The following is a 13,305-nucleotide window of genomic DNA, read 5'->3' on the forward strand; positions in this document are numbered from 1 at the left end:
CTACGAAGAAACCGGCTCTGCGGCGGGCACGTTGCGACGAAGCCACGCGAGGGTGGCGAGGTGCGCGAACAGGGTGAGGGCGAGCACGCCACCGGAGATGAGCAGCAGCTGGTCCGCGCTGGAGCCCGCGACCAGCGCGACACCGCCCAGCGCGCTGCCCAATCCGCTTCCGAGCATCATGGCGCTCGTGTTCACGGCGAGCACGAGCGCCGCGACGGTGGGTGGCACCATGGCGGCCAGCCGCGCCTGACCGGCCACGCCGGAGCCGCCGTTGAAGAACGCGCACACCAGGAACCACGCCACACCCGCGATCGCTCCGAGGATGCCCGGAAGCATCAGACCGAGCCAGCCGAGGACGGCCGCGGTCACGACGGCGGTGAGAATCACGGTGAGCACGGCGACCGGCCCGCGCCGGTCGATCACCCGTCCCGAAACGAGATTGCCGACCAGGCTCACCACACCGTAGCCGAACAGAGCGGCGATCATCGGATAGCCCTCGCCGATGCGCGGACCGAGGATCAGCGTGGCGTAGGTGAAGCAGAGGTAACTGGCGCACATCAGGCCGGTCGGCACGATGAGGGCCAGCAGGATTCGCGGCTGCGTGAGCGGGCTGAGCGCCTCGCGCACGGTTGTGGCCGGCAGATGCAACGGCGTGACCCCGCGGAAGATGCCGACCATGGCGACAAGACCGACTCCGACGACGAGGAAGATCGGGATACGCCAGTCCGCCTGTCCGATCACGAGCCCCACCGGCACCCCGAGCGCCGTGGCGAAGAGGAACCCGCCCATCACCCAGGACAGGGCGCGTCCGCGGTACTGCTCGGGGGTGGCGGCAACGACGTAGGAGCCCACCGCCGCGCTGAGCAGGGCGCCGCCGAGGGCGGAGACGACCCGTCCCGCCATCGCCCAGAAGTAGGTCGGCGCGAGCCCGACGAGCAGATTCCCGAGAACGAAGACGCCGAGCGAGAGCAGGATCGTCGCCTTGCGCTCCCAGCGTCCGGTGAGGGCGCCGAGGACGGGTCCGCCGATCGCGCTGGTGACGGCGAACACGCTCATCAGCTGGCCGGCAGCGGCGGCATCCACCTTCAGATCGCTAGCGATCTGCGGCAGCAGCCCCGCGAGCACGTAGCCGTCGATGCCCATCGAGAAGTTCGCGACGGCCAGCCATACCAGGGCGCCGATGCGGAACCCGCTTCTGTCGTTCATCGTCCTCGAATCCTCATCGATCGGGTACCGCAGGCGAGAGCGGGGCGGGCTCCTCCGAAGAAGAGCCCGCCCCGGCAGTGGCATCAGACGAGACTGCGCTCGGCTGCTTCCACCACGTTGGTCATCAGCAGGGCGACGGTCATCGGACCCACCCCACCGGGGTTGGGCGAGAGGTAGCCCGCCACATCCTCGACGCCCGGGGCGATGTCGCCGTACACCTTGCTCTTGCCGGTCTCCGGGTCATCCTCCCGCGTGACGCCGACGTCGAGCACGGCGGCGCCGGGCTTGACGTCTTCCGGCTTCACCAGGTGCTTCACTCCCGCGGCGCCCACGATCACATCGGCCTGACGCAGATAGAACGGCAGGTCCCGCGTTCCGGTGTGGGTGAGGGTGACGGTGGCGTTGATCGCGCGCCGCGTGAGCAGCAGCCCGATCGAGCGTCCGATCGTCACGCCGCGCCCCACGACCACCACGTGCTTGCCGGTGAGGTCGTAGTCGTTGCGCAGCAGCAGCTCGATGACGGCCCGCGGCGTGCACGGCAGCGGCGTCTCGATGGGAGCGTTGACGTTCAGCACCAACCGGCCGAGGTTCGTGGGGTGCAGGCCGTCGGCGTCCTTCGCGGGGTCGATGCGCTCGAGGATCGCGTCGGTGTCGATGTGCTTCGGCAGCGGCAGCTGGACGATGTAGCCGTGGCAGGACGGGTCCGCGTTGAGGCGGTCGATGACCTCCTCGACGTCGGCCTGCGTGGCATCGCCCGGCAGCTCCACCTGAATGGAGTTCATGCCGATCGCCTCGGACTGGCGGTGCTTCATGCCCACGTACAGCTGCGATGCGGGGTCCGCTCCCACCAGCACGGTGGCGATACCCGGCGTGACGCCCTGAGCCTTGAGCGCGGCGACGCGTTCGGTCAGCTCGTCCTTGATCGCCTGAGCGGTGGCCTTGCCGTCGAGGACGACAGCGGTCACTGTGCCAGCCCCGGGTACAGCGGGAACTTGTCCGCCAGCACCTGGACGCGTGCCTTCAGCGCCTCCACGTCGGCGCCGGGCAGCAGCGCGAGCGCGATGATGTCGGCGACCTCGGCGAAGTCGGCGTCGTCGAAGCCGCGCGTCGCGAGGGCGGGGGTGCCGATGCGCAGACCCGAGGTGACCATCGGCGGGCGCGGGTCGTTCGGGACGGCGTTGCGGTTCACCGTGATGTGGATCTCGTGGAGGAGGTCTTCTGCCTGCTTGCCGTCGATCTCGGCGTCGCGCAGGTCCACGAGCACCAGGTGCACGTCGGTGCCGCCCGAGCGCACGGCGATGCCGGCGTTCTTCACGTCGTCCTGCAGGAGACGATCGGCGATGAGCTTGGCGCCGCGCAGCGTGCGCTCCTGACGGTCCTTGAACTCCGGTGTGGCCGCGAGCTTGAACGCGGTGGCCTTGGCCGCGATCACGTGCATGAGGGGGCCGCCCTGCTGGCCCGGGAAGACGGCCGAGTTGATCTTCTTCGCGATGTCGGCGTCGTTGGTGAGGATGAAACCGGAGCGGGGGCCGCCGATGGTCTTGTGCACCGTGGAGGAGACCACGTGGGCATGCGGCACCGGGTTGGGGTGCACACCCGCGGCGACGAGACCGGCGAAGTGCGCCATGTCCACCCACAGGTAGGCGCCGACCTCGTCGGCGATCTCGCGGAACTTCGCGAAGTCGAGCTGGCGCGGGTAGGCCGACCACCCGGCGATGATGACCTTCGGCTTGTGCTCGATGGCCAGGCGGCGCACCTCGTCCATGTCGACGAGGGAGGTCTCCGGGTTCACGCCGTACGCGACGATGTCGAAGAGCCGGCCGGAGAAGTTGATCTTCATGCCGTGCGTGAGGTGGCCACCCTGATCGAGGGACAGGCCGAGGATGGTGTCGCCCGGACGCGCGATCGCGTGCAGGACGGCTGCGTTCGCCGTGGCGCCCGAGTGCGGCTGGACGTTGGCGAACTCGGCGCCGAACAGGCTCTTGGCACGCGCGATCGCCAGCTCCTCGGCGACGTCGACCTCCTCACAACCACCGTAGTAGCGCTTGCCCGGGTAACCCTCGGCGTACTTGTTGGTGAGCACGGAGCCCTGCGACTGCAGCACGGACACCGGCACGATGTTCTCGGATGCGATCATCTCGAGGTAGTCGCGCTGACGGGTCAGCTCGCGCTCGAGGACCTCGGCGATCTCAGGATCGACCTCGGCGAGCGGGGCGTTGAAATAGGAATCGGTCATGGCGGATGCCTCCACGAGGGTGTTCTGCGTGTTTCCGAATCGACCCAGGCGCGCGGTCGAAGATGTGAATCGCTTCCCGGTGGTGACCCACCTTGTACGCCAGTCGCGACACCAGCGAGTGTAGCGGAAGCGGTGAGGCGCGCGCCGCTTCCGGAGGGCGGGACGAAACCTGCGCGCCGCGACCGATCTGACGGATACGCTGCGAATTCGTGAGCTCGTCGTGGCTTCCGCCTGTCGCGTTTGTTAGGTTTCCTTACATGTCGATCGGCGTCGCTCCACTCCCCCTCATCCCCTTCCCGGTCTCCGTCGCAGACGCACCCCCGGTGCGCCTCACCGAGGCCACGCGCATCGTGACGGGCGAGGTGACGCGCGGTGAGGCCTTCCTCCTTGCCGCAGCGATCGCCGAACGCACCGGATTGGACATGGAGCTCGTCATCGGCGTCTCCCCCGAACCGGGTGACATCGTGCTGGCGCTCGGCCCGGGTGGATCGGACGAGGGGTACACGCTGCGCACCGGCGACGGCGTCCTCATCCAGGCCGAGACCCCGCGCGGCGCATACTGGGCGAGCCAGACGCTGCGCCAGCTCCTCGCGCGGGACGCCGAGGGCTGGTTCGTGCGAGGGGCAGACATCACCGACCGCCCGCGCTTCGCCTACCGCGGCGTGATGCTGGACGTCGCCCGCCATTTCTTCTCCGTGGCCGAGGTCTGCCGTTTCATCGACGGCGTCAGCGCGTACAAGATCAACGTGCTGCACCTGCATCTCACCGATGACCAGGGGTGGCGAATCGAGCTGGAGGGCTGGCCGAAACTCACCGAGCTGGGCGGTCGCACCGCGGCGCTCGGTGACGAGGGCGGCTTCTACACGGCCGAAGACTACGCCGAGATCATCGCGTACGCGGCTGCGCGCCACATGACCGTGGTGCCTGAGATCGACACCCCCGGCCATACGCACGCGATCACGGTGGCGTACCCGGAGTTCACCGAGCAGCCGGTGATGAACGATCACCTCGAGTCCGATGCCGCGCGGCTGAACCAGGCCCTCCCCGTCTTCGGTGAGCCCTACGTCGGCTGGGGTGTCGGGTTCTCGTCGGTGAAGGTGGGCGATGCCGCTACCGACGCCTTCATCGCGGATGTCTTCACGCAGGTGGCCGCCATGACACCGGGGCCCTGGGTGCACCTCGGCGGAGATGAGTGCCTGGGCACCGATCCCGCCGACTTCGCCGCCTTCGTGGCGACCGCGAGCGCGGCGATCGCTGCCACCGGCAAGACTCCGGTCGCCTGGCACGAGGCGGGCCGCTCCGGCGCGCTGGCTGCGGGAACCGTGGGCCAGTACTGGGGATTCCGCACCCCGCAGGCGGGCGTCGCCGATGCCGCGCGCACCTTCGTGGACGGCGGCGGATCACTCATCATCTCGCCCGCGGACGTCGCGTACCTCGACATGAAGTACGACGCGTCCACGGAGCTCGGTCTGGCGTGGGCGGACGGACCCACGAGCGTGGAGGAATCCTACGCGTGGGACCCCGCCGACATCGTCCCCGGCGTCGATGAGGCGCAGATCCTCGGAGTCGAGGCACCGCTGTGGACCGAGAGCGTGCGCACGCCCGCCGACATCGACTTCCTCACCTACCCGCGTCTGCCGGGCCTCGCCGAGATCGCCTGGAGCGCGCGAGACGGGGCAGAGCGCAACTGGGCTTCGCTGCGCGAGCGCGTCGCACAGCACGCGCCGGCGTGGCAGGCTGACGGAATCGGCTACTACCGCAGCCCCGAGATCGCCTGGCCGCAGGCGTGACCGCCCGGCCTCTGACAGGAGCATCCATGCGCACCCTCATCCATTCGGTCGACATCATCGAGTCGGGCCAGCGCCTGCCGGGAGCATGGGCTCTGCTCGACGACGACGGGGTACTCGCGACCGGCCAGACGACGCCCTGGCAGGATGTCGCGGCCGAGGCGGATGTGGTGATCGACGCGGTCGAAGTGGCGGGTGAGGGCGCGATCCTCACGCCGGGATTCATCGACGTGCACGGGCACGGCGGCGCCGGCTTCGCCTACGACGACGGGGTCGACGCTATCCGCGCCGCCCGGGACGTGCACCGCAGCCACGGCACGACGCGCGCGGTCATCTCGCTGGTGACCGCGCCGATCGACCAGCTGGCGGCCAACGTCGCCCTGATCGCCGGGCTCACCCGCACCGACCGCGACATCCTCGGATCGCATCTGGAGGGCCCGTTCCTGGATCCCGGTCACAAGGGGGCGCACGATCCCGAGCTGCTGCGCGCTCCTGAGGTGGGCCTCGTGCAGCGCCTGCTCGATGCCGGTGAGGGGACCGTCCGGCAGATCACGCTCGCCCCCGAGCTCACCGGCGGCCTCGATGCCGTGCGCGCCGTGGTCGCCTCCGGTGCCATCGCGGCCGTGGGACACACCGACGCGGACGCCGAGATCACGGGCGAGGCGTTCGACGCGGGTGCGACGCTGATCACCCATGCGTTCAATGCGATGCCCGGCATCCACCACCGAAAGCCCGGCCCGGTGGTCGCCGCCGCGTCCGATCCGCGCGTGCGACTGGAGATCATCGCCGACGGCACCCACGTGGATCTTGATCTCATCCGGATGATGTTCGCCTCCGCTCCGGGGCGCATGGTGCTGGTCACCGACGCGATGGCTGCAGCCGGCGTCGGTGACGGCGACTACATCCTGGGGGCTCTGGCGGTGGAGGTGCGAAACGGCGTCGCCCGTCTTGCGGAGGGCGGATCGATCGCCGGATCGACGCTCACGCAGGACGCCGCGCTGCGCAATGTGGTGCAGGCGGGCGTTCCGCTGGAGCAGGCCGTGGACGCCCTCACCCGCACTCCCGCCGAGCTGATCGGCCGCGGCGAGGATCTGGGACGGCTGCGTCAGGGGTACGCCGCCGACGCCGTGCTGCTGGATCGTGATCTGCACGTGCGCGCCGTGTGGGCGGACGGCGCCCGCGTCTGAGGTCACACGGACCGGAGAGGAAAGGGGCGGCCGTCGGATCGACGTGCCGCCCCTCTTGTCCGACGGGAGCGGGCGCTCGCTGGGGACGAATAATTGCCTCGGCTCCCCCTGCCGAACTGCGGCCGCTGGGGACGATGCCGCACAGCTCAGGGTACCAAACGGACCTGGCTTTTTCTCAGTAACTTGGCGACATCTGGGTGTGCCGAATGCACATCCACAGGCGCCGTCCGGCGATCGCCCAGATATCCACAGTGCGCCTCCCGCAGACTGGACGCGCCGTCGATTTCACGCGAGAATATCCCAATGGCCGTGTGGTAGCCGGCCTATTTCGCCCCGAACGAAAGCCACCGTGCACCCTGAAGATTCTGTGACGCCCGACGTCGTACCCGATACGACGCTGGTCGAGCGCACCCGCCAGGGGGACACGGAAGCCTACGGCGAACTGTGGCAGCGCCACTACTCGGCAGGCATGCACGTCGCCCGTTCGATCACCACGAAGATCGACGCCGACGATCTCGTGCAGGAGGCGTACACCCGCATCTTCCAGGCGATCCGCCGCGGCGGCGGACCCACGGGGGCGTTTCGCGCCTACCTGTTCTCCAGCATCCGCAACGCCGCTGCCAGCTGGGGACGCGCCAAGAACGACTCCCCGATCGAAGACCTGGACGCTGTCGCCGATCCGCACACCACGGATCAGGCCGCCGAGGAGGCGCTGGATCGCGGGTTGACGCATCGTGCTTTCCGCAGCCTGCCCACCCGGTGGCAGGAGGTGCTCTGGTACACCGAGATCGAGCAGATGAAGCCCGCGGCAGTCGCTCCGCTGCTCGGGATGAAGCCCATGGCGGTCGCCCAGCTCGCAGCGCGCGCCCGTGAGGGTCTCCGCGAGGCGTGGATCACGGCACACCTCGCCAGTCTTGACGACGGTTCCCCCTGTCAGTGGGTCATCGAACGCCTCGGCACCTACGCGCGCGGGACGATCAGCAACCGCGACCGAAGCAAGGTGCAGGACCACCTCGCCGGCTGCGCGCGATGCACGATCGTCGCCGAGGAAGCGCAGAACGTCTCCCACAGACTCGCCTTCGTGCTGCTTCCGCTGACGATCGGCGCCACCGGTGCGACCGCATACCTCGCCACCCTGCAGGGCGGCGGGACGGCCGTTGCCGCGCTGGCTGCGGGCGCGACGCCAGCGCTGCCCGCCACCATCGCCCCCGCGATGCCGGCGGCCGTGGTGCACGGCGGTGCGGCACATGGCGGTGTGATCGCGGGCGCGTCCGGCGGGGGTTCCGCGGCCGGAGCCTTCCACCCCGTCCCCGCTGCCGATGTATCGGCTGTCGTGGCGTCGGCGAGCGGCGGATCGGGCGGCGCCGGTGCGGGAGTCATCCCGATCGGCAGCGCCCCCAGTGCGGGCGGCGCCGGCGGCGCGGCATCCGGGGGCGCCGGAGGCGTGGCGTCGGGTGGCAGCGGCTCAAGCGGCGGAGCGGGTGCCGGTGGCGGTGCCGGGGCCGCGGGTGGAGCCTCATCCGCCACGGGCATCGCGACCATCGTCGGAATCGCCGCGGCCGGTGTGCTCATCGCTGGAGCCGCGGTGGCCGGGACGGTGCTCTCGTCTCAGCCCCCCGCCTCGCAGCAGGAGGCCGCGGGCAGCAGCCAGGACGGCGGCGGGCTGGATGTGAGCGTGGACGACTCGTCCGCCTCCCCCGCCCTCGCCGCGACGTCCTCGCCCACGCCCAGCGATCTGCCCACACTGCCGCCGAGCCCCACCGCGACGCCCACCACGGCTCCCACGCCCCTCACCTCGCTCACGCCGATCCCGTCCGTGCCGCCGGTTGCCACCGCCGCCCCGGAGCCGACCGCGGATCCGGAACCGACCGTGGCCCCCGAACCGACGGTGGACCCGGAACCGACCGTGACTCCCGTACCGCCGTCGCCCACGCCGCCCGCATCGCCGGAGCCGACGCCGACCCTCACCCCGAGCCCGACACCGACGCTGTCGCCCAGCCCGACGCCCACGTCGTCGCCCAGCCCGACGCCCACGCCGACGCGGACTCCCACCCCGGAGCCAACAGCCTCGCCGACGCCGTCACCGACTGTGTCACCGACGCCCACTCCGACCGCGACTCCGACCGCGACGCCCACGCCTGGGCCAACCTCGACGGTTGGGCCCACTCCCGAGCCAACTCCCACGGAGACGATCGAGCCGTCCCCGACACCCACGCTCACACCCGAGCCCACGCCGAGCCCCACGGCCAGCCCTGCTGACATGCCGGCTCTCCTGTCGTCGATCACAGAGATTGGCCTGGACGAGCTGACGGTCGTGGTGTACTTCGACGGGGGCTTCGGACAGGACATCCGCCCGCTGATCGATGGAGAGCAGGGAGACGTTACCGGAGTTCTCTGGAACGCGTGCCCGACCGGCACAGAGACGTGGGTGTTCTGCGTGGGGGTCGCTGTCACAATTCCCGCGGCGAACATCGATGACACGCAGATCGGTTTCGTCTCGCTGCTCGGGGGAAACATTGTCGGGCGCAGCGAAACGCACACGGCCCGTGAGTGGGACGAGCTCTACTGACCTCGTGACCTGAGCGACGGCGGATTCCTTGCACTCCGCTCGCCGGACACCAGTGCCGAGAGTGCGTTCTGGCTGTGGACGACGCACCCGCTCAGTGTGTAACGAGAAGTCCTTCAGCTCGCTGGCGCCGATCGGCGAGGCGACGGTCAAGCGGCGCGCCCACGCACCGTCTCAGGCGCAGCACCCGCGCACCGTCTCAGGCGCAGCACCCGCGCCACCATGTCAGGCACAGCACCCGCGCGACGATGGTGGCGCGGGAAACCCGGAGTCGCAGCCTCGTAGACTGGAGTCATGTCCGATTCCCCGCAGCCCGCAGCCGAGCTCGCCCCCGGGACGCGCGCGCCGCTCACCCCGCTGGATCTGATCCGCGTCGTCGTGATCATCGCCACGCTCGCGACCTTCGTGCTGTGGGGCGCGCTGATGTGGACGTTCCCGTGGAACCTCATCATCGCCATCGCGGCTCCTGTCGTCGCCCTGCTGGTGTGGGCACTGTTCGTCTCGCCGCGCGCCGTCATCCGCGTTCATCCGTTTGTGCGGGTGCTCATCGAGCTGCTGATCTTCGCCGCGGGAACGCTGGCGTGGTGGGACATGGGGCAGTCGATCATCGGCATCGCGTACGCCGTCGTGGCCGTGGCCTCCGGAGTCGTGGCCGGACGCCGCGCGCTGTCCTGACGTCTCATGACGCACGCGGCCGCGGGCGGGCTCGCATGACGGCGGACGTCGTCCTGCTGCTGCAGGACGCCCTGGGCGCCGCCGTCGATCTGCGCCCCACGTCGCTCGATGCTGCGCGTGCGGACCGCTCCGGCCACCGCGCCCCCGCCGCTCCCCTCGCCGTCGTGCACGCACGCTCGGTGGCCGACGTGCAGACCGTGATGCGTATCGCCACCCGCACCGGCACACCCGTCGTGATCCGTGGCGCCGGAACCGGGCTCGCCGGCGCGGGGCTCGCGGGAGCCGGGACCATCTGCTTGTCCCTCACGCAGCTGAACCGCATCCGCGAGATCCGCCCCGAGGATCAGCTGGCCGTGGTGGAGCCGGGCATCATCAACGCCGATCTCAACGCCGCCCTCGCCGAGCACGGGCTGTGGTGGGCGCCGGATCCCGCGAGCCGGGACATCTCCACTGTGGGAGGCAACATCGCCACCGGTGCAGGTGGACTGCTGTGCGCGAAGTACGGTGTCGTCCGCGACGCGGTCCTCGGTGTCGACGTGGTGCTGGCCGATGGCGAACTGGTCCGCTTCGGTCATCGCACCGTGAAGGGCGTGACCGGCTACGATCTGACCGCGCTGATGATCGGCTCCGAGGGGACGCTCGGCGTGGTGGTCGGCGCCACGCTGAAGCTCCGCCCGCTGGTGGCAGGAGCGGTGTGCACGGTGTCGGCGGTGTTCACCGATGTGCGCTCCGCAGCCGCCGCCACGGCTGCAGTGTCCGCTGCGGGCATCCAGCCGGCCATCCTCGAGCTCATGGACGCACACAGCGTCCGGGCCGTGCACGAGCTGCTCGCCCTGGTCCCCCCGCCCGCGGGAACGGTCCACGTCACCGCGCAGACGGATGGCGCGTCCGCGCCGTCCGAGGCCGATGCCATCGCCGGCGTCCTCCGCCGGCACGGCGCCGTCGTGGAGGTCACCGCAGATCCGTCTCGGGGCGCGGAGCTCCTGCGCATCCGCCGCAGCATGCATCCCGCGATGGCGGCACGGGGGACCACACTCATCGAAGACGTCTCGGTGCCCCGGTCACGACTGGCCGACATGTTCGACGAGATCGCACGGATCGAGCGCGACTACGACCTCCTCATCCCGGTCGTGGCTCACGCGGGAGACGGGAACCTGCACCCCAACTTCATCTTCGACGGTCCTGAGGTGCCCGCCCGCGTCTGGGATGCCGCCGGCGAGCTGTTCCGTAGCGCCCTGCGGCTGGGCGGGACGCTCACGGGTGAGCACGGCGTCGGGATCCTGAAGGCGCGGTGGCTTCGTGAGGAGCTCGGGGATCGCCAGTGGCGGCTTCAGCGAGAGATCAAGAGGGTGTTCGACCCGCTGGGGATCCTCGCTCCCGGAGCAGTGTTCGCCGATGCGAGGCCCGAGCACACGTCGACCGATGAAGGAGAGAGATGACCCCCGAGATCCTGGTGAGCGCTGTGCTGATCACCGACGAGAGCGGACGAGCGCTCGTGGTGCGCAAGAACGGCACGAGCACTTTCATGCAGCCCGGCGGGAAGCCGGAGCCCGGCGAGAGCGCGGCCGAAGCCGCGGTGCGCGAGCTGAACGAGGAACTCGGGATCGAGACCACGGTGCACGAGCTGCGTCCGCTCGGACGTCACCGCGCTGTGGCGGCCAACGAGCCGGGTCACACCGTGGTGGCCGACGCGTTCGCCCTGACCATCGACCCGGCAGGCGTATCCCCGCGTGCCGAGATCGCCGAGGCGCTGTGGATCACCCCCGACACCGAGGTGCCCCTGGCGCCGCTGTCGACCGAGGTTCTGCTCCCCCTCGCGTGGCCGCAGCGCTGATCACCCACCGTCACGGGAAAACCCATGCACGTCCAGGAAGCCCCGCGTTGCAGGGTGCCCCGGACGTGCATGGGTTTGTCGCGGCTAGCGCCGCCGGATCACAGTCCCTGCCACGCCGGCTTGTTGGCGTAGGCGTAGCGGTAGTAGTCGGCGTGCTCCAGGCGGGATGCCGCCGCCTCGTCGATCACGACGGTGACGTGCGGGTGCAGCTGGATCGCCGAACCCGGGCACGCGGATGACACCGGTCCCTCGATGGCTCCGGCGATCGCCTCGGCCTTGCCCTCGCCGAACGCGAGCAGCACGAGGTGCTTCGCGCGCTGGATCGTCCCGAGGCCCTGCGTGATGCAGTGCATGGGAACCTGCGAGATGTCGCCGTCGAAGAAGCGGGCGTTGTCGATGCGGGTCTGCTCGGTCAGCGTCTTCACCCGGGTGCTCGAGGCGAAGGACGAACCGGGCTCGTTGAAGCCGATGTGACCGGTGGTGCCGATTCCGAGGATCTGCAGATCCACGCCGCCCGCTGCCGCGATAGCGGCCTCGTAGTCGGCGCCGGCGTGCTCGATGCCCTCCAGGGAGCCGTTGGGGGTGTGGATGAGCTCGGGGTTCAGTCCCAGCGGCTCCACCACCTCGCGGGTGATGACGCTGCGGTAGCTCTCCGGGTGCGCGGGATCGATTCCCACGTACTCGTCGAGCGCGAACCCGCGCACCTGCGACAGGTCCACGCCGGCGGCCGCCGACGTCAGTGCCTCGTACACCGGAAGCGGGGTGGATCCGGTCGCGAGACCCAGCACGTAGCCGGGCTTCGCGGCGATCTGCCGCACGATCTCGGCGGCGACCAGGGTCCCCGCAGCCTTCTTGTCAGCGACGATCACGACTTCAGCCATGCGTGAGCGCTCCTTCTCTCATTTCGTCGGCGCCGATGAGCGCCGCGCCCAGGGCCGCCGCCGGGGATCCGGCAGGCAGCAGTTCCATCCTGGCACCCAGCTCGAGCGAGTGCAGGAACGGAGACGTTTCGCCCTCGATGCGCAGACGCTCGCGGATCGGGGTGAGGAGCCGGTCGCCCAGCGCCGACAGCCCTCCCCCGATCACGACGGTCTCCACATCTACCGACAGCATCAGTGATCGGACCGCGGCGGCGGCCCCGAAGGCGGCGCCGTCGCGCAGGGTGATCGCACGCGGATCACCGGCATCGGCCGCATCGAACAGGTGACGTACCGGGTACGGATCCGTGGCGCCCCAGCGCTCGGCGAGGGCGGCACCGCCGACGTAGGCCTCGACGCAGCCGAGCTGGCCGCAGCGGCAGCGCGGGCCCTGCGGGTCCACGCTCAGGTGTCCCACCTCCCCCGCACCGCCGCGCGCGCCGCCCAGCAGTTCGCCGTCCAGGATGATCCCCGCGGCCACGCCGGTGCCGAGGTTGAGATAAGCCATGGATCCGAGGCCGCCGCGGAGCGCGTACGCGCCCACGGCCGCGGCCTTCACGTCGTTGTCCGCGCGCACCCGCGCCGGCAGCACCGTTCGCAGAGCCGCACCGAGATCGAGCTCCTCGACGCCCAGGTTCACCGAATGCCGCACGATGGTCGTGCCGGGCTCGATCATCCCCGGGATGCCGATGCCCACCGACGTGATGGCGTCGAGTGCGACGTCGAGCTGCGTCGTCAGCTGCGACAGCGCCTGCGCGATCGATGCGACCACCCCCGCCTCTCCCGGCGTGGTGGCCAGCCGTACCCGGCCGATGATCGCGGCACTGTCCGCCGCGTCATCGCCGAGCGCGACCGCCTCGATCTTCGTACCGCCGACGTCGAGCCCGACTCTCACGA

The 13,305-nt window shown here is 70.2% G+C and carries 11 protein-coding genes and 1 riboswitch; of the genes, 6 read left to right on the forward strand and 5 right to left on the reverse strand.

The genetic code is table 11. The annotated features are described in order from the left end of the window. The 3 genes from LQ566_RS04670 to glyA all read right to left on the reverse strand — a co-directional run bounded on the left by LQ566_RS04670 (position 1) and on the right by glyA (position 3,442). Positions 1–1,206, reverse strand: a complete 1,206-nt coding sequence (locus LQ566_RS04670; protein ID WP_231090430.1) for an MFS transporter — start codon at positions 1,204–1,206, stop codon at positions 1–3. 83 nt (positions 1,207–1,289) lie between these two features. After that, entirely contained in the window at positions 1,290–2,171 is an 882-nt protein-coding gene (locus LQ566_RS04675; protein ID WP_231090431.1) for a bifunctional methylenetetrahydrofolate dehydrogenase/methenyltetrahydrofolate cyclohydrolase, read from the reverse strand. Further along, positions 2,168–3,442, reverse strand: coding sequence for a serine hydroxymethyltransferase (gene glyA / locus LQ566_RS04680; protein ID WP_231090433.1), 1,275 nt, complete (start codon positions 3,440–3,442; stop codon positions 2,168–2,170). The genes LQ566_RS04675 and glyA overlap by 4 nt, the downstream gene beginning before the upstream one ends. Positions 3,443–3,477: 35 nt before the next feature. Further along, positions 3,478–3,559, reverse strand: a riboswitch (ZMP/ZTP riboswitch). Between the two features lie 140 nt (positions 3,560–3,699). Between glyA and LQ566_RS04685 the strand changes: the two genes are divergently transcribed. The 6 genes from LQ566_RS04685 (at position 3,700) to LQ566_RS04710 (ending at position 11,491) form a co-directional block, all read left to right on the forward strand. Beyond that, entirely contained in the window at positions 3,700–5,232 is a 1,533-nt protein-coding gene (locus tag LQ566_RS04685) for a beta-N-acetylhexosaminidase (RefSeq protein WP_231090434.1), read from the forward strand. A 26-nt stretch (positions 5,233–5,258) separates the two neighbouring features. Then, positions 5,259–6,416, forward strand: coding sequence for an N-acetylglucosamine-6-phosphate deacetylase (gene nagA / locus LQ566_RS04690; protein ID WP_231090435.1), 1,158 nt, complete (start codon positions 5,259–5,261; stop codon positions 6,414–6,416). A gap of 367 nt (positions 6,417–6,783) precedes the next feature. Next, positions 6,784–8,985, forward strand: coding sequence for a sigma-70 family RNA polymerase sigma factor (locus LQ566_RS04695; protein ID WP_231090436.1), 2,202 nt, complete (start codon positions 6,784–6,786; stop codon positions 8,983–8,985). A gap of 291 nt (positions 8,986–9,276) precedes the next feature. Beyond that, positions 9,277–9,657, forward strand: a complete 381-nt coding sequence (locus LQ566_RS04700) for a YrdB family protein (RefSeq protein WP_231090437.1) — start codon at positions 9,277–9,279, stop codon at positions 9,655–9,657. A 35-nt stretch (positions 9,658–9,692) separates the two neighbouring features. Further along, the gene (locus LQ566_RS04705) at positions 9,693–11,096 is read left to right on the forward strand and encodes an FAD-binding oxidoreductase (protein WP_231090439.1); all 1,404 of its coding nucleotides are present in this window, start codon (positions 9,693–9,695) and stop codon (positions 11,094–11,096) included. Further along, positions 11,093–11,491 carry an NUDIX hydrolase gene (locus LQ566_RS04710; protein WP_231090440.1) on the forward strand — a complete coding sequence of 133 codons (399 nt, stop codon included), beginning with the start codon at positions 11,093–11,095 and terminating at the stop codon, positions 11,489–11,491. Before LQ566_RS04705 ends, LQ566_RS04710 begins: the two co-directional genes overlap by 4 nt. 98 nt (positions 11,492–11,589) lie before the next feature. On the opposite strand, the gene nagB is transcribed toward LQ566_RS04710, so the two are convergent. Both nagB and LQ566_RS04720 read right to left on the reverse strand, forming a co-directional pair. Next, positions 11,590–12,372 carry a glucosamine-6-phosphate deaminase gene (nagB, locus tag LQ566_RS04715; RefSeq protein ID WP_231090441.1) on the reverse strand — a complete coding sequence of 261 codons (783 nt, stop codon included), beginning with the start codon at positions 12,370–12,372 and terminating at the stop codon, positions 11,590–11,592. Then, positions 12,365–13,303 (reverse strand): ROK family protein, encoded by a 939-nt coding sequence (locus LQ566_RS04720; RefSeq protein WP_231090442.1) that lies wholly within the window; start codon positions 13,301–13,303, stop codon positions 12,365–12,367. Before LQ566_RS04720 ends, nagB begins: the two co-directional genes overlap by 8 nt. Positions 13,304–13,305: the final 2 nt, after the last annotated feature.

The sequence above is a fragment of the Microbacterium nymphoidis genome, from assembly GCF_021044885.1.
Taxonomy (GTDB): Bacteria; Actinomycetota; Actinomycetes; order Actinomycetales; family Microbacteriaceae; genus Microbacterium; species Microbacterium nymphoidis.